27 protein-coding genes and 1 pseudogene are annotated in these 21610 nt (G+C 69.3%); 17 read left to right on the forward strand and 11 right to left on the reverse strand.

What is annotated here, in order from left to right:
* Window positions 1-64: 64 nt before the first annotated feature.
* Window positions 65-841, forward strand: coding sequence for a siderophore-interacting protein (locus tag L1066_RS18935; protein ID WP_235737757.1), 777 nt, complete (start codon window positions 65-67; stop codon window positions 839-841).
* A 27-nt stretch (window positions 842-868) separates the two neighbouring features.
* On the opposite strand, the gene L1066_RS18940 is transcribed toward L1066_RS18935, so the two are convergent.
* Window positions 869-1753 (reverse strand): oxygenase MpaB family protein, encoded by an 885-nt coding sequence (locus tag L1066_RS18940; RefSeq protein ID WP_235737758.1) that lies wholly within the window; start codon window positions 1751-1753, stop codon window positions 869-871.
* A 90-nt stretch (window positions 1754-1843) separates the two neighbouring features.
* Here L1066_RS18940 and L1066_RS27025 point away from each other — a divergent pair.
* The 4 genes and pseudogenes from L1066_RS27025 to L1066_RS18960 form a co-directional block, all read left to right on the forward strand.
* A pseudogene (locus L1066_RS27025) lies at window positions 1844-1972 on the forward strand (helix-turn-helix domain-containing protein); the annotation flags it as partial.
* A gap of 637 nt (window positions 1973-2609) precedes the next feature.
* Entirely contained in the window at window positions 2610-3860 is a 1251-nt protein-coding gene (locus L1066_RS18950; protein ID WP_235737759.1) for a TadA family conjugal transfer-associated ATPase, read from the forward strand.
* A 166-nt stretch (window positions 3861-4026) separates the two neighbouring features.
* The gene (locus tag L1066_RS18955; protein ID WP_235737760.1) at window positions 4027-4710 is read left to right on the forward strand and encodes a type II secretion system F family protein; all 684 of its coding nucleotides are present in this window, start codon (window positions 4027-4029) and stop codon (window positions 4708-4710) included.
* Entirely contained in the window at window positions 4707-5744 is a 1038-nt protein-coding gene (locus tag L1066_RS18960) for a type II secretion system F family protein (RefSeq protein ID WP_235737761.1), read from the forward strand. The genes L1066_RS18955 and L1066_RS18960 overlap by 4 nt, the downstream gene beginning before the upstream one ends.
* Here L1066_RS18960 and L1066_RS18965 read toward each other — a convergent pair.
* Window positions 5629-6738 carry an IS110 family RNA-guided transposase gene (locus tag L1066_RS18965; protein ID WP_235734917.1) on the reverse strand — a complete coding sequence of 370 codons (1110 nt, stop codon included), beginning with the start codon at window positions 6736-6738 and terminating at the stop codon, window positions 5629-5631. The genes L1066_RS18960 and L1066_RS18965 overlap by 116 nt on opposite strands.
* A gap of 277 nt (window positions 6739-7015) precedes the next feature.
* On the opposite strand from L1066_RS18965, the gene L1066_RS18970 reads away from it, so the two are divergent.
* The 7 genes from L1066_RS18970 to L1066_RS19000 all read left to right on the forward strand — a co-directional run bounded on the left by L1066_RS18970 (window position 7016) and on the right by L1066_RS19000 (window position 11054).
* On the forward strand, window positions 7016-7204 hold the full coding sequence (locus L1066_RS18970) for a hypothetical protein (protein ID WP_235737762.1): 189 nt from the start codon (window positions 7016-7018) through the stop codon (window positions 7202-7204).
* Window positions 7205-7244: 40 nt separating this feature from the next.
* Window positions 7245-7577: a TadE/TadG family type IV pilus assembly protein gene (locus tag L1066_RS18975; protein WP_235737763.1), complete on the forward strand. Its 333-nt coding sequence runs from the start codon at window positions 7245-7247 to the stop codon at window positions 7575-7577.
* Window positions 7574-7912 carry a hypothetical protein gene (locus L1066_RS18980; protein ID WP_235737764.1) on the forward strand — a complete coding sequence of 113 codons (339 nt, stop codon included), beginning with the start codon at window positions 7574-7576 and terminating at the stop codon, window positions 7910-7912. Before L1066_RS18975 ends, L1066_RS18980 begins: the two co-directional genes overlap by 4 nt.
* Before the next feature lie 88 nt (window positions 7913-8000).
* Window positions 8001-8426, forward strand: a complete 426-nt coding sequence (locus L1066_RS18985; protein WP_235737765.1) for a pilus assembly protein TadG-related protein — start codon at window positions 8001-8003, stop codon at window positions 8424-8426.
* A gap of 23 nt (window positions 8427-8449) precedes the next feature.
* Entirely contained in the window at window positions 8450-8785 is a 336-nt protein-coding gene (locus tag L1066_RS18990; RefSeq protein WP_235737766.1) for a hypothetical protein, read from the forward strand.
* Complete coding sequence (locus L1066_RS18995; protein ID WP_235737767.1) at window positions 8785-9477, forward strand: hypothetical protein; 693 nt, start codon at window positions 8785-8787, stop codon at window positions 9475-9477. The genes L1066_RS18990 and L1066_RS18995 overlap by 1 nt, the downstream gene beginning before the upstream one ends.
* Window positions 9478-9533: 56 nt before the next feature.
* Window positions 9534-11054 carry a fatty acyl-CoA synthetase gene (locus L1066_RS19000; RefSeq protein WP_235737768.1) on the forward strand — a complete coding sequence of 507 codons (1521 nt, stop codon included), beginning with the start codon at window positions 9534-9536 and terminating at the stop codon, window positions 11052-11054.
* A 35-nt stretch (window positions 11055-11089) separates the two neighbouring features.
* Here L1066_RS19000 and soxR read toward each other — a convergent pair whose 3' ends face one another.
* On the reverse strand, window positions 11090-11572 hold the full coding sequence (soxR, locus tag L1066_RS19005) for a redox-sensitive transcriptional activator SoxR (protein WP_235737769.1): 483 nt from the start codon (window positions 11570-11572) through the stop codon (window positions 11090-11092).
* Between the two features lie 103 nt (window positions 11573-11675).
* Here soxR and L1066_RS19010 point away from each other — a divergent pair, with 103 nt between their 5' ends.
* On the forward strand, window positions 11676-12632 hold the full coding sequence (locus L1066_RS19010; protein WP_235737770.1) for a zinc-binding dehydrogenase: 957 nt from the start codon (window positions 11676-11678) through the stop codon (window positions 12630-12632).
* Window positions 12633-12675: 43 nt separating this feature from the next.
* Here L1066_RS19010 and L1066_RS19015 read toward each other — a convergent pair whose 3' ends face one another.
* Window positions 12676-12831 (reverse strand): hypothetical protein, encoded by a 156-nt coding sequence (locus L1066_RS19015; protein ID WP_235737771.1) that lies wholly within the window; start codon window positions 12829-12831, stop codon window positions 12676-12678.
* 68 nt (window positions 12832-12899) lie between these two features.
* Here L1066_RS19015 and L1066_RS19020 point away from each other — a divergent pair, with 68 nt between their 5' ends.
* The 3 genes from L1066_RS19020 to L1066_RS19030 all read left to right on the forward strand — a co-directional run bounded on the left by L1066_RS19020 (window position 12900) and on the right by L1066_RS19030 (window position 14576).
* Window positions 12900-13508, forward strand: coding sequence for an MFS transporter (locus tag L1066_RS19020; RefSeq protein WP_235737772.1), 609 nt, complete (start codon window positions 12900-12902; stop codon window positions 13506-13508).
* Entirely contained in the window at window positions 13484-13972 is a 489-nt protein-coding gene (locus tag L1066_RS19025; protein ID WP_235737773.1) for a hypothetical protein, read from the forward strand. The genes L1066_RS19020 and L1066_RS19025 overlap by 25 nt, the downstream gene beginning before the upstream one ends.
* A 61-nt stretch (window positions 13973-14033) precedes the next feature.
* Window positions 14034-14576: a TIGR00645 family protein gene (locus L1066_RS19030; protein WP_235737774.1), complete on the forward strand. Its 543-nt coding sequence runs from the start codon at window positions 14034-14036 to the stop codon at window positions 14574-14576.
* Window positions 14577-14606: 30 nt separating this feature from the next.
* On the opposite strand, the gene L1066_RS19035 is transcribed toward L1066_RS19030, so the two are convergent.
* The 5 genes from L1066_RS19035 to L1066_RS19055 all read right to left on the reverse strand — a co-directional run bounded on the left by L1066_RS19035 (window position 14607) and on the right by L1066_RS19055 (window position 19168).
* Window positions 14607-15065: a hypothetical protein gene (locus L1066_RS19035; protein WP_235737775.1), complete on the reverse strand. Its 459-nt coding sequence runs from the start codon at window positions 15063-15065 to the stop codon at window positions 14607-14609.
* Between the two features lie 54 nt (window positions 15066-15119).
* A complete protein-coding gene (locus L1066_RS19040; protein ID WP_235737776.1) occupies window positions 15120-16427 on the reverse strand; it encodes an RCC1 domain-containing protein in 1308 nt (435 codons plus the stop codon).
* Window positions 16428-16549: 122 nt separating this feature from the next.
* Window positions 16550-16765 (reverse strand): hypothetical protein, encoded by a 216-nt coding sequence (locus L1066_RS19045; protein WP_235737777.1) that lies wholly within the window; start codon window positions 16763-16765, stop codon window positions 16550-16552.
* 47 nt (window positions 16766-16812) lie between these two features.
* A complete protein-coding gene (locus L1066_RS19050) occupies window positions 16813-17976 on the reverse strand; it encodes a fatty acid desaturase family protein (RefSeq protein ID WP_235737778.1) in 1164 nt (387 codons plus the stop codon).
* A 94-nt stretch (window positions 17977-18070) separates the two neighbouring features.
* The gene (locus tag L1066_RS19055; protein ID WP_235737779.1) at window positions 18071-19168 is read right to left on the reverse strand and encodes a flavin reductase family protein; all 1098 of its coding nucleotides are present in this window, start codon (window positions 19166-19168) and stop codon (window positions 18071-18073) included.
* 154 nt (window positions 19169-19322) lie between these two features.
* Here L1066_RS19055 and L1066_RS19060 point away from each other — a divergent pair, with 154 nt between their 5' ends.
* Window positions 19323-20105: a TetR family transcriptional regulator gene (locus L1066_RS19060; protein ID WP_235737780.1), complete on the forward strand. Its 783-nt coding sequence runs from the start codon at window positions 19323-19325 to the stop codon at window positions 20103-20105.
* Here the strand turns inward: L1066_RS19060 and L1066_RS19065 are convergent.
* Both L1066_RS19065 and L1066_RS19070 read right to left on the reverse strand, forming a co-directional pair.
* On the reverse strand, window positions 20013-20735 hold the full coding sequence (locus tag L1066_RS19065; protein WP_235737781.1) for a helix-turn-helix transcriptional regulator: 723 nt from the start codon (window positions 20733-20735) through the stop codon (window positions 20013-20015). The genes L1066_RS19060 and L1066_RS19065 overlap by 93 nt on opposite strands.
* A 30-nt stretch (window positions 20736-20765) precedes the next feature.
* The gene (locus tag L1066_RS19070) at window positions 20766-21608 is read right to left on the reverse strand and encodes a hypothetical protein (RefSeq protein ID WP_235737782.1); all 843 of its coding nucleotides are present in this window, start codon (window positions 21606-21608) and stop codon (window positions 20766-20768) included.
* Window positions 21609-21610: the final 2 nt, after the last annotated feature.

Genomic DNA, 21610 nt, shown 5'->3' on the forward strand with positions numbered 1-21610 from the left:
CAAGGCTACCGGCTGGTGGCTGGGAGCACGCCACAGGTTTGCCCGCGCTGGTTGACTCGCCCTTGTGAGCACTCCTTCCAGTGGCGCCGGGCGCCCCCAGCGCCCGCCCCGTCCCGTCATCGAACTGACCGTCCAGAGCACCGAGCAGCTCTCCCCGCACCTGGTGCGCCTGGTCGCAGGCGGCCCCGGCTTCTCTGCCTTCGTCGACAACGGCAAGACCGACAAGTACGTGAAGATCCGTTTCCCCGAGCACGACGTGACGCGCACCTACACCGTGCGGCACGTCGACGGCGTGGCTCGCACGATCACCCTCGACTTCGTCGTGCACGGCGACGAGGGCATCGCCGGGCCGTGGGCAGCCAACGCGAAGCCCGGCGACCCGATCACCTTCGTCGGCCCCGGCGGCGCCTTCGTGCCGGACCCGACTGCCGACGTACACCTGTTTGCGGGCGACGCCTCCGCACTCCCCGCGATCGGAGCTGCACTGGAGGCACTGCCCGCCGACGCGCGCGGAGTCGCCCACCTGGTGGTCGAGGACGAGTCCGAGGTCCTGGAGCTGGCCGCGCCCGTTGGCGTGGAGCTACGTTGGCACTTCCACTCCCCGGCCGGGAGCAACCCCGACGTGCTCGCCGAGGCGATCGCCGCCGCACCGTGGCCCCAGGGGCGGGTCCAGGTGTTCGCCCACGGCGAGCGGGAGTCGATGAAGGCGATCCGCGCCGTACTCAAGGAACGCGACGTCGCCCGCGAGGACCTCTCACTGTCGGGCTACTGGGCCCACGGACGTACCGAGGACCGTTTCCAGGCGGAGAAGAAGGAGCCGATCGGCCAGATCCCCGACTGAGCAACGGGTTCGGTCGACCGACCCACGTCAACCGGTCTGCCGCTGCGCGTGCGGCATCGGACATCCGCCACCCGGAAAGGTGCCCAGCTCCTCGATCCGGTAGCCGTCGGGATAGCTGCGGATGCGTGGGTGGTCGAGTGCGGTCCGCTGCCGGCGACGGGCGGGGAGCAGGCCGGCGAACCGGCCACGCAGGGCGAGACCGGCCCGGCTCAGTCGCACGAACCACGACGGCGGGCGTGCGTAGCCGAACGCCTCGAGCAGCGGCTCGTCCATGAGCGCTCGGCTGAAGAGCTCGACCAGCCGACGCAGCGGCCGCGGATAGAAGGTCAGCATCAGGGCGAGGGTCGCGTCGGCGACGCGACGACCGCCCGCGTCGTACCCGAAGTGCTCGGCCTCGTAGGAGTCCATGAGGTCGGCGAAGCCCTCGTAGGTCTCCGGGATGTTGCGGATGCCCATGTGGGTGCCGAGCTCGCGGTAGTAGTTGACGCTGGCGCGGAGCTCCTGACTGCTCAGGGGGCGCTTGGCGTAGTCGTCCATCCATCTCTTCGGCACCACCACGAAGGTCGAGAGAACGTAGCGCATCTCGTGGTCGGGGATGTCGTAGCTGCGGTGCATCTGGTTGATCCGACGGATCGCGGCGCGGGCCTCGGGGTGGTCGAAGCCGAGCAGGCTGGGCGGTTCCAGCAGCAGAACCGTGTCGTCATAGCGCTTCTGGGTCTCGTCACCGAAGGCACGCGTCTCGTCGAGGAGCGCACCGATCCCCGGCACCGCATAGGTGCGGAAGAGCGCAAAGCTGAGCGCCTGGAGCATGTCCCACTGGAACTCCATGACCGACAGGTTGCGATAGATCTCGACGAAGTCGCGGTCCGCGTCGAGACGCTCATTGACCTTGCGCCAGTGATCTCGCTTCATGCCCACCGAGATTAGAGTGGACACTCCAGTTTGTAAAGTGTCCCCGTGCGCACCCCTTCGCAGAGCCGCAGCGCCGCCTCGGCCGACCGCATGCTCGAGGCCACTCGCGCGCTCCTCGAGGAGGGCGGGATGGCGGCGGTGACCATCAACGCGGTCGCCTCACGTGCGGGTACGTCGAACGGGTCGCTCTATCACCGCTTCGGTGACCGGACCGGCCTGCTGCTGGCGGCGCAGCAGCGCGGGTTCGACGAGATCACCGCCGAGACCGCCGAGGCGTTCGCCCTCGCCGACCGGGCGCTGGCCGGCGGGGTCACCCGCGAGGAGGTCGCCGGCGCCCTCGCTGCCGCCGCCCTGTCGATCTTCCGCACCCACCACGGGTCCCTGCGCGCCTTCCTCGTCGACGCCATCGGACAATCGGTCTTCGAGGAGCCCAACGACGTCTTCCTGCACGCCCTCGCGGTCCGGGTCACTGCCTGGTTGCGCGAGCACCTCGGAGCGAGCGAGACCGCGGCCGAGGCCACCTGGCGGGTGCTCTTCTCCCTCGGCGCGGCTCGTGCCCTGCTCGACGACGACCGGGTCTCCCCACCCCGCTCGATGACGGTGAGCTCGCCTCGGCCGTCGCCCGAGCCGTCCTCGCCATCGCCGCTCACTGACCCGCGACGTCGCTCTCATTGCGCCACGAAGTCGCTCTCGTTGCGCCACGAAGTCGCTCTCGTTGCGCGACCCGGCAAGTGCCGTCGTACGTCGCGAACGACCGCAGGCGCTGTCCACAGGCCTGCTGCAGACCATGGACAAACACACATCGGTCGAACCACACTGTCTCGGCAAGATCCGATTTCTCGGGAGGATCGGTGCAATGTCGGTTGTTGGCGACGCGCCCAAGGGCGTGGTGGCGGTGCTGGACGCGCGCCTGCGCGACCGGGTACGACGCGCGGGTCTCGACCCCCAGGCGCAAGCCGAATCGGTGCGCGCCATCGCGGAGCAGGTCGTCGGCGAGCACGATCGGCTGAGCCTCACCGGGCAGGTCACCACGCTCGCTGATCCGGCTGCCGTGGTCACCGAGCTGGTGGCCCGCGTCGCGGGATTCGGACCGCTGCAGGCCTACCTCGAGGATCCAACGATCGAAGAGGTGTGGGTGAACGAGCCCAGCAGGGTCTTCGTCGCCCGCGACGGCAAGCACGAGCTCACCAACACCGTCCTGACACCGGAGGAGGTGGACGAGCTCGTCGAGCGCATGTTGAAGAGCAGCGGCCGGCGCGTCGACGTCTCGCAGCCCTTCGTCGACGCGCTGCTGCCCGACGGCCATCGCCTCCACGTCGCCCTGGCCGGGATCGCGCGCGGCTTCACCGCCGTCAACATCCGCAAGCACACGATGCGGGCCGCCAACCTGGACACGTTGGTGGAGCTGGGCACGCTCACTGACGGCGCCGCGGCCTTCCTCAGGGCATCGGTGCGCGCTGGGCTCAACCTGCTCGTCACCGGCTCAACCCAGAGCGGGAAGACAACCATGCTGAACTGCCTGGCCGAAGCCATCCCCGGCGGCGAGCGGGTGATCTCCGCTGAAGAAGTCTTCGAGCTGCGGTTCGCCCACCCCGACTGGGTCGCCCTGCAGACCAGGCAGGCCGGGCTCGAAGGCACTGGCGAGGTCCGGCTGCGCGACCTCGTCAAGGAGAGCCTGAGGATGCGCCCCAACCGCATCATCGTCGGCGAGGTGCGGGCAGAGGAGTGCCTGGACCTGCTGCTTGCCCTGAACGCCGGCCTGCCCGGCATGTGCACGCTGCATGCCAACTCCGCACGGGAGGCGCTGGTCAAGATGTGCGCCCTCCCGCTCCTGGCCGGAGAGAACATCAGCTCCACCTTCGTGCAGCCCACGGTCGCCTCGACCGTCGACCTGGTCGTCCACCTCACGCTCGATCGCGACGGTTCCCGCAAGGTGGCCGAGATCGTCGCGGTCCCGGGGAGGTCCGAGCAGGGGGTGATCGAGACCGAGGTGGTCTTCGAGCGGGCGCACGACACACTCGTACGCCGAAGTGGGATGCCGCCACGGCCGGAACGCTTCGACCGCATCGGGATCGACGTCCACACCCTGCTCAACGGAACGCTCTGATGGGCGCGGCGGTCGGACTCGTGGCAGGCGTCGGGATCCTGCTGATCTGGCTTGCCTGCAGCGTGCCGCGTGCGGGCGCCGGGACCGCACGGCGGTCCCGCCTCTCCGAGCTGCTCGCTCGTGCCGGGCTCACCGGCAGCCGGCCACGGGACCTGGTCGCGGCCTGTTGCATCGCCGCGATCATCGTGTTCGTCGCCATGCAGGCCCTCACCGGAACCCCGCCGATCGCGGTGGTCTTCGCCGCAATCGCCGGCTGGCTCCCCTCGCCTGGGTCTCCGGCCGGGCTCGCCGCCGCCAACGTGAGCTCGCACGGATCTGGCCGGAGGTCGTCGACAACCTGGCTTCCGGCGTACGCGCTGGCCTGTCGCTGCCGGAAGCCGTGTCGGCGCTGGCCAGCCGTGGGCCCGAGACGCTGCGGCCGACGTTCTCGCACTTCGCCCGGAACTACCAGGTGCTGGGTCGGTTCGAGGTGGCCCTGGACGTACTCAAGGACGACCTGGCCGACCCGGTCGGAGATCGGGTGGTGGAGGGCCTGCGGGTGGCCCGGGCAGTCGGCGGCGGCGATCTCGGTCGGCTGCTTCGCAACCTCTCCAGCCACCTGCGTGACGACGAACGGGTGCGATCCGAACTCGAGTCGCGGCAGTCGTGGGCCGTGAATGCAGCCCGGCTGGCAGTGGCGGCGCCTTGGGCGGTGTTGCTGATGATGAGCACGCAGACCGACGCGGTGGACGCGTTCGGCACCCCAGGGGGCGTGGTCGTGCTCCTGGTCGCGGCCGCCTGTTGCGTCGTGGCCTATGCGGTGATGATGCGGATCGGACGCCTCCCGGCGGAGCGACGGGTGCTCGCATGAGCTCGGCAGCGTTGGGCGGGCTGGCCGGCGGCATGGCCTCCGTGGGAGCCCTCGTGGTGCTGCGGGTGCTGACCCTGACCAGACGGATCGATCCCGGCACCCGGATCTGGCCCTACCTGCGGGACCTCCCGGGCGTGGCGCAGCGGTTGGCGGTCGATCCCCACTCACCGTCGCCTCCCATGGCGCGGGTCATGCGTTGGGCGGCGGACCGGGTCGACGCGGTGGTCGGGGGCGCTCCATCCGTACGTCGACGCCTGGCTCGATCGGGCAGCGACCAAACGGTCCATGACTTCCGCATCGAGCAGGTCGCGTGGGGGCTGACGTCCTTCACGACCATGGCATTGCTGTCGATCGTGCGGGCGTCGTCCGGAGACGGGACCGTCCTCGGTTCTGCCCTGCTCTGCCTGACCGCCTTTGCCTTCGGAGTCCTGCTGCGCGACAACCGGCTGACCGCCCGGGTGCGCAAGCGAGAGCGCCGGGTGCTCGAGGAGCTGCCGGCCATCTCCGAACTGCTGGCGCTGAGCCTGGCGGCCGGAGAAGGGCCGGCGGCCGCGCTGGACCGGGTCGTACGCCGCAGCACCGGCGCGCTGTCAGCCGACCTGGCAGGCGTGTTGGCCGAGGTGCGCACCGGCATGCCGGTGGCGCAGGCATTCGACGACCTCGCCAGCGCCACCGGCGTGCCCGAAGTCCGCAGGTTCGCCGAGTCGATCGCGACCGCCGTGGAGCGCGGCACACCGCTTGCCGACGTACTCCACGCGCAGGCGGGAGACGTGCGCGAGGCCAGACGGCGCGAACTGATCGAGACGGGTGCACGCAAGGAGGTCGCGATGATGGTGCCGGTCGTGTTCCTGGTCCTTCCGGCGACCGTCCTCGTCGCCTTCTGGCCGGGGGTCGTGGGGTTGATGCTCCTATGTCTTGTCAAGCCGCGTCGCAGAGGTCTTCTTGAGGTGGTTTTCTGCTGCTGGTCTCAGCGATTGTGGGCAGTAGGCAGCGGTAGACCTGTCGGGCGAGGTATCGCTTCAGGCAGCGCATGATCTCGGGCTTGGTCTTGCCCTCGGCGGTGCGTCGCGCAACGTAGATCTTGGTCGGCTCGTGCCAATGCATCCGCGTGACGACGGCCCGGTGCAGGGCTGCGTTGGCTCGGCGGTCACCGCCGCGGTTGAGCCGGTAACGCGTCGTCTTTCCCGACGAGGCGGGCACGGGGTTCGTACCGCACAGGGCCGCGAACGCGGCCTCGCTGCGCAGCCGGTCGGGGTTGTCCCCCGCGGCGAGCAGCAGTGCTGCGGCCGTGTCTGGGCCGACGCCGGTGAGCTCGACGAGCGTGGGCGCGACAGCGGCTGTGAGGCGATCCAGATGCTCGCGGAGCTCCTTGGCCTCGGCTCGCAGTGTGAGGGCGCGACGAGCCAGCAGCCGTAGAGCGTGTTTGGCGGCCGACAGGGGTGTGGTGAGGTCGCCTGGTCGCAGTGCGGCGCACCGCTCCAACAATCTGGCCAGACCCAGATCGGTAAGTGATTCGCGCAGTTCGTCTGGGGCGGTGACCAGGACGGCCTTGAGCTGGTTGACCGCCTGTGTCTGCGCTTTGACCGCGGAGTCGCGGGTCATCTTGAGCATGCGGATGACCTCGACTTGGTCATCACCGTTCTTGGGGGTGCCGGTCGCGGTACCGGCCAGCACGGCCCTCGCGGCGGACTCGGCGTCGATGGGGTCGGACTTGCCCTTGCGGTGACGGGTGCTGCGGTCAGGCCGATTGACCTCGACGACACGCTCGCCGCAGCGACGCAGGTAGCGGGCGAGCCCCGCTCCGTAGGAGCCGGTGCCTTCGATTCCGAACGCTTCGACCTGTCCCAGGTCGTAGGCCCATCGGCGTAGTTGCTCATAGCCGGCAGCGGTGGCCGGGGTGGCCAGTTCGGCCACCCAGCGGCCCAGCGCATTCAGCGCTACGGCGACGTGCGAGTCCTTGTGGGTGTCGACCCCGATCGTGACGGTGTTGGCGGGCGTGGTGGTGACGTCAGTGGTGGTAGCAGGCATGCTGGTGATGGCCTTCTCTCGCTGGCAGGCGGGTATGGGTCACCGCCGGTCGGGCGGGCGGACACGACTGCGACGAGGCTCAGTAAAGCCATGCTCCTATGAGGTCACTGCCCGCCAGACCGGTGGTTTGGTCGTCCCCACCAGCCGGGTCGACAGATCAACCCAAAGGCACCCGGGGGCCGGTCGTTAGATGGGTCAGACCCGGCCGGTGGCGACACATTCATACTCGCAGTCGTTCGTGACGAACTGAGTCAGGAGCACCAGAAAGGAATCTCGGGTGAAGAACAGATATTGGTTGCTGGGGATGCGATTCGTCGCTCCACCGGACGATGACGAGCGTGGCGACGTACCCGGTTGGGTCCTCGTGACGGTCATGACGGCGGGCCTGGTGGGCGGCTTGTGGGAGTTCGCCGACGGGCGGCTCAGTTCGATGCTCGGCAATGCGCTGTCGAAGGTCGGCGGCTAGCCGACGCGAAGACGGAGCGGCAGTCGTCGACTTCGTCCTCGTGACCGTGATCCTCGTGCCGCTGGTGCTCGGCATCGTCCACCTGGCGCTGGTGCTGCACGTCCGCAACACGCTTGTCGCCGCCGCGTCCGAAGCGGCACGCCACGCCGCCGTGGCCGACGCGGAGCCCGGCGCGGGCCAACGATATGCGCGCGACCACGTGACGGGTGCCCTGTCGGGCCGGTTCGCCCACGACATCACGCAGCGGACCACGAGCCTGCGCGGCGCACCGGCAGTCGAGATCACCATCAGAGCGGAGGTGCCGCCACTGGGGTTGTGGGGGCCCGGCGTGGAGCTCACCGTCTCCGGGCACGCGATCCGGGAGCAGCCGTGAAGCCGCACGACGAGGCCGGCAATGCCGTCGTCGAGTTCATCTGGCTCGGCATCTTGCTGATGGTCCCGTTGGTCTACATCCTCATCGCCGTGTTCGACGTGCAGCGCGGCGCGTTCGGGGTGAGTGCCGCCGCCCGAGCTGCCGGGCGTGCCTACACCCTCGCCGACAGCGTGGGCGAGGCCGAACGGCGTGCACGCGAAGCAGCGCGCGTGGCCCTGGCCGATCAGGGACTCGACGAGCCCTTCTCGCTGCACATCGAGTGCGCGCCGGAGCCGTGCCTCTCCCCGGTTCGGTCACCACGGTGCGGATCAGCACGCAGGTCACGCTGCCGCTGATGCCCACCGCCCTGGGCGACGGCAAGCCCAGCTTCAAGGTCGAGTCCGTGCACCGCGTCCCACGGGGCACGTACGTCGAGGCTCACCGATGACCAGTGAGCGCGGCTCGATCACACCTCTCGTGATCGGATTCGCAACTGTTCTGGTGCTGCTGGTCGGCGTCGTCATCGACGCCTCGGCCGCCTATCTGCAACGGCAGTCCTTGGACAACCTCGCCGACGGCGCAGCGCTCAGCGGCGCCAACGAGGTCCGTGGGTCGGCAGTCTTCAGCCAAGGTCTCGACGGGGACCTGGCGCCGTTGGCCACCGATCTCGCCAGGTCCGCGGTCCACGACTACCTTCGAGACACCGGGGCCTTGCACACGCATCGCGGCCTGCAGGTGGCAGTGACGGTCCGGAACCGCACGATCGTCGTCTCCCTCACGGCTCCCCTCGACCTGCCGATCAAGGTCGGCGACCTGACCTCAGGGCGCGTCGGATCCCGGGGAGCCGCCGTGGTGCAGGTCGGACGGTGATCCGCATGTGACAGCATCGCCCCGTGGCCAGTCGCGTCGTCCTGCACATCGGACTGATGAAGTCCGGCACGTCCTATCTGCAGGCCCGCCTGCTCGCCAACCATGAGCAGCTGGCCGGGCGCGGCATCTTCTATCCCACCCCGTGGCAACGCCAGGTCTCGGCCGTCAAGCAACTGATCGGACGCGACCGGATCGGGCTCGCGCCGGCTGCCGGATGGGAGAAACTGGCCGCCGACATCACCAAGCACCAGGGCTCCGTGCTGCTGAGCATGGAGTTCCTCGCCGCAGCAGCACCCGGGACATCCAGCGCCTTGCGGACGACCTCGCCGCCACCGGCGACCCACGCGTCGACGTGGTGATGACCGTGCGTGACCTCGGTCGTGGCGTGCCGGCGATGTGGCAGGAGAACCTGAAGAGCGGGGGCAGCAGCCACTGGGCCGACTACCTGACGTCCGTCGAGCAGAACAAGGGAAAACCCGGCCGCCTCTTCTGGCGGCAACAGGCGGCCGCACGCATCGCCCGCAACTGGGCGCGTGTCTTCGGCCCCGGTCATGTCACCGTGGTGACGGTGCCCGCGGCAGGAACGCCGGCGTCGGTGCTGTGGGACCGCTTCCGCACCGCCACCGCGCTCGACCTGCCGGACGTGGAGCCCTTGCCGGCTGCCAACCAGTCCCTCGGCGCGGCATCGTGCCTGGTGCTCCGCGAAGCCAACGAACGAGTCCGAGCCTCAGGTGCGGACTGGGAGCTGCGCGGGACCATCAAGCGCAAGCTCGCCAAGCAGGTGCTCGCCCGACACCGTGACCGCGAGACTCCGCTCGGTTTCGTCCCGCCCCCGTGGCTGCACGACCGCGCCGCAACGACTCGCTCGAGGCTTGAGGCCCTGGACGTTGCCGTCGTCGGTGACCTCGCAGAGCTGGAGCCACGAACGGTGCCCGGCACGGACCCGTCGACCGTGCCGATCGCCGAGCAGCACGAGGCTGCGCTCTGGGCGATCGGCGAACTCATGACGGCTGCGCTCAACACCGAAGCCGAGCGGATCCGCAGCACGTAGCCCCGGAACGAAGCAGGAAGCGTGACCTGTGGTGTGACTCCGGTTACCCTCCGGGCATGACGAACCCCCGTGACAACACTGTTGACACCATCGTCCGCCGCAGCGCAGGTCGACACCCGGATCGCGCAGCGCTGATCTTCGGCGAGCGGCGCTGGAGCTATGCGGAGCTGGACGCGGGGATCACCCGAGCTGCGGCGTACCTGCGCTCGCTCGGGCTCACCAAGGGCGACCGGGTCGCGACGGTCGGTGCCAACTCCGATGCCTACGTGCTGGCCTTCCTCGGGTGCGCCCGCGCCGGACTGGTGCACGTGCCGGTGAACTATGCGTTGACCGGGCGCGAGCTCAGCTACCTGATCGGCGACTCCGGCGCCCGCATCGCACTCGTCGATCCCGACCTCCGCGCCGGCGTCGAGAGCATCCGCGATGAGACCGCGCTCGAGCAGATCATCACCTTGCACGGTGAGGACGGCAGCGCCCTGGATGCGTGGCGCTCCGGTGATGTGCCCGTGGTCGAGACCGACCACGAGGACACCGACCTGGTGCAGTTGCTCTACACCTCAGGCACCACCTCCGCGCCCAAGGGCGCGATGATGACCCACCGCGCCCTCATGCACGAATACGTCTCGTCGGTCATTGCCCTTGACCTCTCCGCAGATGACGATCCGCTGCACTGCATGCCGCTCTATCACTCGGCACAGATGCATGTCTTCCTCCTCCCACACCTCATGGTCGGCGCCACGAGCCATCTCCTGCCACGTCCCGACGTCGCCGAACTGCTCCGTCGTACCGCGGAGAACCGGCACCGCTCGCTCTTCCTCGCTCCCACCGTCTGGGTACCGCTGGCCAACCATCCCGACTTCGAGACGACCGACCTGAGCTCGCTCCGCAAGGCCTACTACGGCGCCTCGATCATGCCGGTGCCGGTGCGCCAGCGACTCTCGGAGCGGCTGCCCGAGCTCGGCTTCTACAACTGCTTCGGGCAGTCGGAGATCGGCCCGCTCGCCACGGTGCTGCGACCCGAGGAGCACGAGCAACGCCCCGAGTCCTGCGGCCGCGCAATCACCTTCGTGGAGACCCGCGTCGTCGACGAGGCCGGCACCGACGTCGCAGCCGGCGAGCCCGGCGAAGTGCTCTATCGGTCGCCGCAACTGTGTGTCGGCTACTGGAACAAGCCCGAGGAGACAGAGAAGGCGTTCAAGGGCGGCTGGTTCCACTCCGGAGACATGGTCACTCGCGATGAGGAGGGCTACATCACCGTGGTCGACCGCATCAAGGACGTCATCAACACCGGCGGTGTCCTCGTTGCCTCCCGTGAGGTCGAGGACGCGATCTACACCTACGACGGTGTCGCCGAGGTCGCGGTGATCGCCACTCCCGACGAGAAATGGATCGAGGCCGTCACCGCGGTCGTCGTGGTCAAGGAGGGGTACGTCGTGGAGGAGGCCGCGCTCATCGCGCACCTTCGCAGCACACTGGCTGCGTACAAGCTGCCCAAGAAGGTCCACGTCGTCGACGAGTTGCCGCGCAACCAGAGCGGCAAGCTGCTCAAGCGAGAGCTGCGCGACCAGTTCAACTGACGCCCAACAACCGCGAGCTCGCCGCGCAACGAGTGCTACTTCGTGAAGCGGTCAGTGGTCCTGCCGAGCAGGCGGACGGGACCGTCGCCGACCTCGGCCAGCCGGTCGCCCGGATTGGCGAGGGCACAGGACCGCATCGAGAGGCAACCGCATCCGATGCAGTCATCGAGCGTGTCGCGCAACTTCTCCAGCTGGGTGATCCGGGCGTTGAGCTGGGCTCGCCACGCCCGCGACAGCCTCGACCAGTCGGCCTTGTTGGGGCTGCGTCCTTCGGGCAAGGTGGCCAACGCAGCACGGATCTCGGCGAGCGGGATGCCGACACCTTGTGAGACCCGGACGAAGGAGATCCGGCGCAGCACGTCACGGTGGTAGCGACGCTGGTTGCCTGCCGTCCTCGTGCTCGTGATCAGACCTTCGCGCTCGTAGAAGTGCAGGGCCGACACCGCGACACCGGAACGCTCGGCGACCTCACCCGGGGTCATGTCGTGCGAGCGCAGCTCTCGATTCGCGTCGACCATGACCACAACATTAGGTGAGGTTTCTGCCATCACGAGGCCAGTGCCGGAAGAAAATGGGACGAGGCATTGACCTCAACTTAAGTTGAGGTTGTCGGATGGGGTCATGCACGCAATCAGACACAGTGAATTCGGCCCCGCCGACGTCCTCCACCTCGAGACCCTGCCTGACCTCTCCCCTGCTCCCGGCCAGCTCCGCATCGCCGTCGAGGCGGCCGGAGTGCACCTGCTCGACACCTCGATCCGCGCAGGAGAGTCCTTCGGCGCCGGCACGGCGCCCGAACTCCCGATGATCCCCGGCCGCGAAGTCGCCGGCGTCGTCGACGAGATCGGCAACGACGTCGATGCGTCGTGGCTCGGACGCCGCGTGGTCGCCCACCTCGGATTCGCCAGTGGCGGGTACGCCGACCAGGCGGTCGTCGACGCGAGTCGGGCCCACGTCGTACCGGACGGCCTGGACGCACCGACCGCCGTGGCCGCGATCGGCACCGGGCGCACCGCCACGGCCATCCTGGAGTTCGCCAAGCTCACGTCCGACGACGTCGTCCTGGTCACCTCCGCAGCCGGCGGCATGGGCCTGCTCTTCCTGCAGGGCGCTGCCGCCGTCGGCGCTCGGACCGTGGCGCTGGCCGGCGGCCCCGACAAGGTGCAGCTCGCGCACCGCTTCGGCGCCACCCTCGCCCTCGACCACCGTTCGCAGGAGTGGCGACAGCGTCTCCACGAGCTGGGTGACCCCACCGTCGTCCTGGACGGCGTCGCCGGCCCCATCGGACTGGCCCTCTACCGGAGTCTCGCGCCCGGCGGGCGCCTGATCCGCTTCGGCTGGTCGTCCGGCGAACCGAACGACTACGACGATCCCGACCGGCCGGTGGTCGATGTCCTCGGGCCGCCCATCATGGCGCGCCTCGCCGAGTTCGAACGTGCGGCACTCGCCGCCGCCGCCGACGGGTCGCGGGTGCCGTACGTCGGCACCACCGTCCCGCTCGCGGACGCAGCCGCCGCCCACCGCGCCCTGGAGACGAGCGCGTCGGTCGGCAAGGTCGTGCTGGTGGTCGAGCGGTGACCGCCCTGCTCGATGCCGCGGTGCCCTCACCGTGGCGTGGCCGTCATGGGCGCACCACCGTCGGCGTCTTCTCCCTCTCCTTCCTCTTCGCATTCGAGGCCCTGGCCGTCTCCACCGTGATGCCGGAGATCGCCCGCGAACTCGATGGCCTCCGCTGGTACGCCGTCGCCTTCGCCGGCCCGCTCGCCGCGTCGGTCATCGCCTTGACCACGGCTGGCCCTGCCGCGGACCGACTCGGGCCAGGGCCGGTGCTCGCGGCGCGGCCTGGTGATCTTCTGCGCGGGCGTCGTACTCGCCGGACTCGCCCCCTCGATGCCGCTCTTCGTCGCAGGCCGCCTGGTCCACGGCTACGGCGGAGGCGTGCTCGGGGTCGCGCTCTACGTGGTGATCGCGCAGGCCTACCCCGAGGCGATGCGACCGCGTCTCTTCGCCATCCTCACCATGGCCTGGGTGCTGCCCGCACTCGTCGGGCCACTCTTCGCCGCACAGGTGGCCGACGCCTTCGGTTGGCGCTGGGTCTTCCTCGGGGTGCCGGTGCTGGCGGTGGCCTCGTGGCTCCTCGTCGCCGACGCACCGTCACGGCCGGGGAAGGCCGAGGCGCAGCGCGGGCGCCTGCAGTGGCGCTCGTCGCCGCCGGAGGCGCACTCTGCATCAGCCTGGCCGGCCAGCAGGTGGTCCCGTGGTGGCCGGCCCTCGTGCCTGTCGGCGTGGTCGCCATCCTGGTGGCCGGCCAGCGACTCCTGCCCGTCGGTTCGTGGCGCCTGGGCCCCGGCCTTCCCGCCGTCCTCGGGTCCCGGGCAGCCATCGGCACGGCCATCGCCGCAGCCGAGGTCTACGTTCCGCTGCTGCTGGTGCTCGAACGCGGGCTCACCCTGACCCAAGCCGGCTGGGTGTTGACCGTCGGTGCCGTGACCTGGTGCGCGGGAGCCGTCCTCGCAGCCCGATGGCCCCTGCTCGCCGACGAGGCAGGTCGGGTCAGGATCGGCGCCGTGCTCGTGGCCACCGGGGTCGGCGGGTTCTCGACCGTGGCGATCGCCGACGTACCGCTCGTCCTCCCCGTGGCTGCATGGGGTGTCGCCGGCCTGGGCATCGGCATGGCCTTCTCCACCCTGTCGGTCCTGGCCCTCGCCACGGCTGAGCCGGGGGCGGAGGGGCGCACGTCGTCGGCCCTCCAGCTCAACGACCAACTCGCCATGGGGGCTGCCATCGCCCTCAGCGGCGTCGTCTTCGCGGCCTTCGCCGACTCCGCCCCCGCGGCTGCTGCCACCGGTCTGGTGCTGACTGCTGCCACGGTCGGCGCACTGGCACTGGTGCCGGCGAGCCGACTGGGCGGCGAGTGACGAGGAGGCACCCGGCAGAATGTGCGAGCCCCAATCGCCCGTAACGTCCGAAGGCACCTTCATGACCAGCGAAACCAAGGCTGTCGACCCGCAGTCCAACCCCCTTGCCAAAGTCATCGGCTCCACGATCTTCGTGAGTCGTTGGCTGCAGGCTCCGCTCTACCTCGGCCTGATCGTCGCCCAGGGCGTCTACGTCGCACTCTTCTGGAAGGACCTGGTCCACCTCATCCAGGACTTCAACCATCTCGGCGAGGAGGACATCATGCTGATCGTCCTCGGCCTGGTCGACGTGGTGATGATCGCCAACCTGCTGATCATGGTGATCATCGGCGGCTACGAGACCTTCGTCTCCCGGATCAACATGCGCGGCCACCCCGACGAGCCCGAGTGGCTCTCGCACGTGAACCCCAACGTGCTCAAGGTGAAGCTGGCGATGTCGATCATCGGGATCTCCTCGATCCATCTCCTGAAGACCTTCATCGAGGCCAGCCACATCGACCCCGAGGTCATGAAGTGGCAGACGATCATCCACATGGCCTTCATCGCCTCCGCGATCGGACTCGCGTGGATCGACAAGCTCAGCCCCAACAACCCCGAGCACTGACCGACGCTTCGGCACGTGCCCCGGGTCGAATCAGCTGGGCGGCAGCACGACCGTCCAGCTGATCGCCTTGCTGCTCGGGGCTCCCGCCGTCGCCGAGACGGCAGCGACCGGTCCCGATGGCATCGTGAGTCGCCCACCTGCCACCGAGGTCACCAGGCCGCCGCCACTGCCCTGCGTGGCGGCGCGCTCGGTCACTCCGGAGGGCAGGCTCCAGCCGTGCGGTGCGGAGACCTTGTCGACCCACACCCAGAGCAGGGCGCTCCCGGCCGTCGCCACGGTCGAAGCAGGCGCCACGTGCTGGGCCGTCGTCGCCGTCTCCGCCCGCCCCACGGCCATCGGGACGCCGGCGCCCCGGTGGGCCACGAGGTGCGTGGCGGTCTTGGAGTAGTCGTCCAGTACCACCTGCACCGTGCTTCCCGCGGAGCTCGCGGTCGCCTCGCGCGTGAGCACCCACGACCGCATCTGGGTGCCTGCGGATACCTCACCCACGCTGGCCCAACCGGCCGGCGCGGTGAGGAGAGGCAGCCCTGTTGGTGGTGACGGTCAGCACCAACCGGTCCCCCGGCTGCACAGCCGCTGGCACCGTGACCGTCGGCCGTTGGGTGTTGGCGTTCTGACTCGCGGCGCCGACGTACGCCACCTCCGCGCTCGCATCCGGATCCGGATCCGGGTCGGGGTCGGGGTCTGGATCGGGATCCGCGCCACCCACGAGCACCACCGAGTAGGCGGCTCCCCGCCTCCTGCCTTGCTGGCTCCGCTCACTCCGGGTACGACGACTGCTTGCGTCCGATCCGTCGTCGTGCCGTCCCCGAGCTGTCCGGCACCGTTCTCGCCCCAAGCCCTGACCCTCCCATCAGCCAGCACCGCGATTCCGTGGTCGCGGCCGGAGGCGATCGAGACAGCATCGGAGACCCCCGTGACCCGCACCGGACGGGTGCGCTGTGTGGTCGTGCCGTCGCCCAGGTTGGCACGGTAGTTGCGCCCCCATGACCACACCTGGCCGTCGGCGTCCCGAGCGTAGGAGTGGTGGGCCCCGGCGATCACCTCGACCATGCCGGTCGCGACCACCTGTTGCGGGGCGAGCCGGTCCGTGGCGGCACCGGCATCGCCGAGCCCCAGCTGGGCGTAGTCATTGGAGCCCCACGACCACACGCTCCCGTCACTGCGCACCGCAAGTCCATGGTCGCGGCCACCCGCCACGTCGACCACCTCGGTCAGCGCGCCGACCCGCACCGGCGTCAGCCGGCGGACGGTGGTGCCGTCCCCCAGTTGACCCTCGTCGTTGCGGCCCCAACCGACCACGGTGCCGTCGGCCCGGATCGCATAGGCCATGTCCCGGCCACCCGCGATGTCGACGGCATTCGTGAGGCCGGACACCTTGACCGGGGTCCGCCGCAGCGTCGTCGTACCGTCGCCGAGCTGCCCGTCCGAGTTGAAGCCCCAGCTCCAGACCGAGCCGTCGGCACCCAGCGCCATCGAATGGTTGTGACCGGTCTCCACGGCGACGATCCCGCTCAGCCCGGCAACCTGAACGGGGGTACTGCGGTTGGCACTTCCGCCGATGCCCAGCTGTCCGTGCTGGTTGCTTCCCCAGGTCCAGACCGTGCCGTCGGCCCGCAGCGCGACCACGTGCTCACGCCCACCGTGCAGGTCGACGACGTCGTCGAGATCGACCTCAGCGGGCGCCGGCCGAGAGGCGGTCCCGCCGGTGCCGAGCTCCCCGTAGGAATTCGCTCCCCACGTCCACGCTGCGCCCGGCGGCGCGGCCGCGCCGCCCGCGGTCGGCGCGACGACCGCCAGGAACCCCACCGACAGGAGTGCGGCGCCGAGCGCCTTGGCGAACACCTGCATGGAGCACCTCCGCGCTCGAATCCAGTCATCCCGAGGGGGCCAGTCGAGCGTAGAGCGCAACGACAGGCACCGCTTCGCGCATTGTGGGGAAAACCGGGACCGCCCGCTTCGGCGGGTCGGGTTCAGTCCTCGCGGTGCTCGTGGCGCGCCCTGCGCGCGGCATCCTGGATCTCGAAGAGCTCGGTCGCCAGACCACCGACGGTGCGGGCGACGTCACGTGCTGCGCCCACGACGACGCCACCGACCTGGGAGACCGCGTTGATCGTGGCCTCGACGGAGTCCTGCACGGCGTCCTTGCGGATCTCGGCGCTGCTGATGCGGTCACGTTCATTGCTCATGGTGCCTCCAGTGTCGGCCACGGCAGGGCGCTGCGACAAGCCCGTCCTCAGGCAGCAGCCGGCATCTGGGCCGGAGCAGGCGACGTACGGGGCTGCTTGCGCCACGGAAGCCGGTCCGGCAGGGCGAGCCGAACGATCTTGCGGGCCACGCTACCGAGCTGCTTGTGCAGCGGCCCGGTGTTGTAGGGCAGCCCGTAGCGCTCGCAGATCTCCTGCACCTCGGCCGCGATCTCCGGGTAGCGGCGCGCTGGGATGTCCGGGAAGAGATGGTGCTCGATCTGGTGACTGAGGTTGCCGCTCATCACGTGGAACAGCCTGCTTCCGGTGATGTTGGCCGATCCGAGCAGCTGCCGGTAGTACCACCCGCCGCGGGTCTCCTCCTGGGTCTCCTCGATGGTGAAGGTGGAGACACCCGCCGGGAAGTGGCCACAGAAGATGATGTTGAAGGCCCACAGGTTGCGGATCAGGTTGGCCGTCGCGTTGCCCGCCAGCGTGGACAGGAAGAACGGCCCGGTGAGGGCTGGGAAGACGACGTAGTCCTTGAGCGCCTGATTGCGGATCTTGCGGATCAGGCCAGCGTGCAGGTGCTTGGTCTCCGCCCAGCTCTTCTCACCGGCGAAGATCCGGTCGACCTCGAGGTCGTGCAAGGCAACGCCCCACTCGAAGAGCACCATGAGTGCAAGTGCATAGACGGGGTTGCCGAGGTAGTAGGGCTTCCACTCCTGCTCGGGATCCATCCGCAAGATGCCGTAACCAATGTCGCGGTCCATGTCGAGGATGTTGGTGTAGGTGTGGTGGATGTAGTTGTGGGAGTACTTCCACTGGTCGCTCGGGCAGACGTTGTCCCACTCGAACATGCGCGAGCTCAGACCGGGGTCGCCCATCCAGTCGTACTGCCCGTGCATCACGTTGTGGCCGATCTCCATGTTGTCGAGGATCTTCGCCACGCTGAGGGTCGCGACCGCGAGCGGCCAGGCCGGCGGCAGGTAGAAGAGCGCCCGGCCGGCGATCTCGAGACCGCGCTGGGTCTTGACGACGTTGCGGATGTAGCTGGCGTCCTCCTCACCGAGATCGGCGATGACCCGTTGCCGGATCGCGTCCATCTCAGCGCCGAACGCCTCCAACTGCTCAGCACTCAGCAGGAACTTTCCCGATCCATCCGTCTTCTCGGACGTCTTCGTCGTTTCAGACTTTCCGATTAATTTGCTCATTTCAATGATCCATTTCCGGATCGTCCCTAACAGATTTGTAGTTTTCGACCGAGAATCTACAAAAATGTTAGGGACGATCCACTCGTGTGGGAGGTCAAAGGACGACGGAGCAGTCGCCGTCGGGGGCGGAGACGCAGATGCGGATCTGCTCGTCGGGAAGGGAGGAGGTCTCTCCGGTGAGGACGTTGCGCACCGTCCCTTCGGTCTTGATGGCGGTGCAGGAGAAGCAGATGCCCATCCGGCAGCCGAACTCGGGACGGAGGCCGAGGGCCTCGGCCTGCTCGAGCAGGTTCGCCCCGGTGTTGACGGCGGCCTTGCCGCTGCGGGTGAAGCTCACTTCTCCGCCAACGTCTCCGGCGGAGGCCCGCGGCGGCTTGAACCACTCGACGTTGAGTTGTGGGGATGGCGCGCCATCGGGGTCGGCAGGATCGACATAGGCGGCGCGCACCGCATCCACCAAGGGCTGCGGCCCGCACACCCACGTCGGCACGTCGCGGTAGCCGGGGACCACCCGGCCGAGCCACGCGGGGCTGAGCGCGGGGTCGCCGAGCTCGGGGTGCAGCAGGTGCAGGTCGATGCCGTAGCCGGCCCGCGCGATCTCGGCCAGCTCGTCGGCGAAGATCTGGTGCGCCGGCGACTGCGCGTAGTGGAGGAAGGTGACCCGGCCCCGGTGGGTGCGTCGCTGCAGGGTGCGCAGCATCGACATCACCGGCGTGATGCCGGAGCCACCGGAGATCAGGAGCAGGTGGTCGGGAAGCCGATCGGGCAGCACGAACCCGCCCTGCGCCTGCGACAGGTGCACCACCAGGCCGGGCTCGGCACTGACCAGGTGCTTCGAGACCTGACCGTCGGGGTTCGCCCGGACCGTGATCGTGAAACGGTCGCCAGCCCCGGACTCGGCACTGGAGAGCGAGAAGACCCGAGTGGCGCGCCGGGCGCCCGGCAGGTCGACGCCGACCTGCACATGCTGGCCGGCGCGGTGCCCCCGCCAGGTGGAGGTGGGTTGCAGCGTGAGCGTCGCGACCGGCGGATGCCCCGGCACCTCGACCTCGCGACGTACCTCGACGACGCGGGCCCGTACCTCACGCGCCGCCCACATCGGGTTGACCAGCTCCAGGTAGCGATCCACTCCGTGCGGGGAGGCGAGCGCTTCGACCACGCGAGAACGGATCAGGGTCTGGGCGATGCTCATGGCGACACACCCTCTCGGAATTCAGTGAACATCTGTACACCGAAAATCTCCCAAGGGTCACCGCGTCCCGTCAACCGGATCGGTGCGTGACCTCCAACACGGTGCACAGTCGTGCACTGAAAACAGAACGACGGCGCCGCCTAGACTGCTGACCGTGACCCCGACCCCCGCCGCCGAGAGCCGACAGGAGAAGAAGGACCGCACCCGGCGTTCCATCCTCGACACCGCGCTCGACCTGCTCGCCGACAGCTCGTTCGGCGCACTCTCGCTGCGGCAACTGACCAAGGCCGTCGGCATCGTGCCGACCGCCTTCTACCGTCACTTCACCACGCTCGACGAGCTCGGCCTCGCCCTGGTCGATGAGTCGTTCGTCAGCCTGCGGACGGTGCTGTCCGACGTACGACGTGAGGAGCTCTCCCCCGACACGCTCATCGACGTCTCGGTCGGTGTGCTCACCGACCATCTGGCGGCCGACGTGCGGCACTTCCGCTTCCTGTGCCGCGAGCGCTACGGCGGAGTGGCCGCCGTGAGCGAGGCGATCCGCCACGAACTGCAGCTCTTCGAGCGAGAGCTCGCCCGCGACCTTGCCCGGATGCCGGACCTGGCTCCGTGGGGTGCCCGGGACCTGGCACTGCTGGCCGGGCTCTTCGTCAACCTCATGGTGTCGGCCGCCGGCGAGTTCGTGAGCAGCGACGACCCTCGCGCCCGCGCCCGGATCAGCGAGACCCTGCGACACCAGGCCCGCATGGCGGTCGTCGGCGCCGCAGGGTGGACCCCCTCAGCGAGTGATCAGCGGCTCAGGGACGAGCGACCTCGCGGGGCGGACACAGAATTCCTCTCCCGGTCAGTCCTGGTGGTGGTTGCTCGGGGTCAGGTCGAGCGACTGCTGCAGGATCGCCACCGCGGCCAGCTGCGAAGGCACCTCGAGCTTGCGTAACACCGCCCGCACCTGACTGCGCACCGTGTCGACCGAGACCCCACTCCGCTCGGCGACCTCCGTGACGGACGCACCTTGGCGCAGTTCCTCGAGCACCTGACTCTCACGTGGGCTGAGGAGCTCCAGCCTGGCCAACACCAGTTCATGCTCGGTCGACCACTCCTGCCACCCCGACACGAGTCGCTCCCGTTCCCCCGCGCTGTGCAACGACTTGCCGGAGGTGATCCACTCGATGGCGGTCTCCAACTCGTCGAGGCTCACCGTCACCGGCTTCACCCCGCGAGCTCCCGCCTGCAGCACCGCGCCCCAGTGCGGGCCCTCACGCACCCCGGTGAGCACCAGCCACGGCAGCCCCGGCAGCGCGGCAAGCAGACGCAGCGCCCGCCCGGTGTGGGTCCGGTCGATCCGCTCGTGGATGAGCAGGGCGACACTCACCCCGGGCCCCCAGCCGCGGATCATCTTTCGCGGGTCCTCGAGCTGGCGGGGCAACTCGAACGCCCCGGTGAGGTAGCCCCGGGTGGCCAGGGCCGCACTCACCGCCTGCGCCGTGAGCAGCTGGTCACCGATGATCGCCACCCGGGTCGGCAACCCCCGCGGCACCGGGACCCAGCCACGACTGAGACGCCCCATCACCACCACCCCCGCACCGGTGGTTGCGCATCACCGGACATCGAAGTGCACCTCGTCGAGCACCCCGTTGAACTGGTCGCTGGAAGACGTCGGCACCGTGCCGTCGGCGAGCACCTTGGCGCCGATGCCGAACGGCGTGGTCAGCGGGAAGTCGAGAGCCCCGGTGCTCCCGGTCTCGGTGACGGTGCCCCGTGACTCACCCGTCGTCGCGTCCAGCATCTCCAGGGTCACCTCCTTGCCGACCCGGCTGCACCGCACCGACACCCAGGTGTCCCGACGGACCGGCCCGGTCCACTTCGCGACCACCTCGCCGTCGGTGCCGGCGATCCGGCACGAGGGCACCCCGTGGTCGACCTGGATCTTGAGCTGCTGCTCGTCGGCGAAGAGCCCTCGTTGCACCAGGTTGTCGCCATTGTCGGAGTCCTCGCCGTCAGACACGGCATCGAGCATGAAGGTGACCCCGAAGGTGAAGTCACGTTTCCCGGGCGACAGGTCTCCCTCCGTCTCGTCCCAGACCAGGAGCGCGGCGGCCGGAGCGCTGGCGGTGCCGTCGTACGCCGGGAAGCGGGCCGCGCCGTCACCGCTGGGTCCCGGTGCCAGGCGGATGCGTCCGGCGTGCACGGTGGAGATCTCCGTGCGCACGGGAGTGGAACCGGCATTGACTGCCTCGGGAAGGAGGGTGCCGAACTCCGCCGTCACCCGATCGAAGTCGATCAGGAGTTGGGTCGTGGCACCCGGCGTCGAGGTCACCGTTGCGCTCGTGGCCGGGTCCGGTGCGGGTGTGGAGGATGCGGGCCCCTGGAGGAACCCGCATCCCGACAGCACCAGGAGCACGGGAAGGAGGATCGGCGGCGGCATCATCGTCTTCTCCATCC

It is taken from the genome of Nocardioides alcanivorans (assembly GCF_021555175.1).
Lineage (GTDB): Bacteria > Actinomycetota > Actinomycetes > Propionibacteriales > Nocardioidaceae > Nocardioides > Nocardioides alcanivorans.

Excerpts from the sequence above, each read along its gene's own strand:
- L1066_RS18940 (WP_235737758.1), bottom strand. The coding sequence starts at position 1,753 with ATGAAGCGAGATCACTGGCGCAAGGTCAATGAGCGTCTCGACGCGGAC.
- L1066_RS18950 (WP_235737759.1), top strand. The coding sequence starts at position 2,610 with ATGTCGGTTGTTGGCGACGCGCCCAAGGGCGTGGTGGCGGTGCTGGAC.
- L1066_RS18960 (WP_235737761.1), top strand. The coding sequence starts at position 4,707 with ATGAGCTCGGCAGCGTTGGGCGGGCTGGCCGGCGGCATGGCCTCCGTG.
- L1066_RS18965 (WP_235734917.1), bottom strand. The coding sequence starts at position 6,738 with ATGCCTGCTACCACCACTGACGTCACCACCACGCCCGCCAACACCGTC.
- L1066_RS18985 (WP_235737765.1), top strand. The coding sequence starts at position 8,001 with ATGACCAGTGAGCGCGGCTCGATCACACCTCTCGTGATCGGATTCGCA.
- L1066_RS18995 (WP_235737767.1), top strand. The coding sequence starts at position 8,785 with ATGACCGTGCGTGACCTCGGTCGTGGCGTGCCGGCGATGTGGCAGGAG.
- L1066_RS19000 (WP_235737768.1), top strand. The coding sequence starts at position 9,534 with ATGACGAACCCCCGTGACAACACTGTTGACACCATCGTCCGCCGCAGC.
- soxR (WP_235737769.1), bottom strand. The coding sequence starts at position 11,572 with ATGGTCGACGCGAATCGAGAGCTGCGCTCGCACGACATGACCCCGGGT.
- L1066_RS19010 (WP_235737770.1), top strand. The coding sequence starts at position 11,676 with ATGCACGCAATCAGACACAGTGAATTCGGCCCCGCCGACGTCCTCCAC.
- L1066_RS19015 (WP_235737771.1), bottom strand. The coding sequence starts at position 12,831 with ATGACCGACGCGGCGAGCGGGCCGGCGAAGGCGACGGCGTACCAGCGG.
- L1066_RS19030 (WP_235737774.1), top strand. The coding sequence starts at position 14,034 with ATGACCAGCGAAACCAAGGCTGTCGACCCGCAGTCCAACCCCCTTGCC.
- L1066_RS19040 (WP_235737776.1), bottom strand. The coding sequence starts at position 16,427 with ATGCAGGTGTTCGCCAAGGCGCTCGGCGCCGCACTCCTGTCGGTGGGG.
- L1066_RS19045 (WP_235737777.1), bottom strand. The coding sequence starts at position 16,765 with ATGAGCAATGAACGTGACCGCATCAGCAGCGCCGAGATCCGCAAGGAC.
- L1066_RS19050 (WP_235737778.1), bottom strand. The coding sequence starts at position 17,976 with ATGAGCAAATTAATCGGAAAGTCTGAAACGACGAAGACGTCCGAGAAG.
- L1066_RS19055 (WP_235737779.1), bottom strand. The coding sequence starts at position 19,168 with ATGAGCATCGCCCAGACCCTGATCCGTTCTCGCGTGGTCGAAGCGCTC.
- L1066_RS19065 (WP_235737781.1), bottom strand. The coding sequence starts at position 20,735 with ATGGGGCGTCTCAGTCGTGGCTGGGTCCCGGTGCCGCGGGGGTTGCCG.
- L1066_RS19070 (WP_235737782.1), bottom strand. The coding sequence starts at position 21,608 with ATGGAGAAGACGATGATGCCGCCGCCGATCCTCCTTCCCGTGCTCCTG.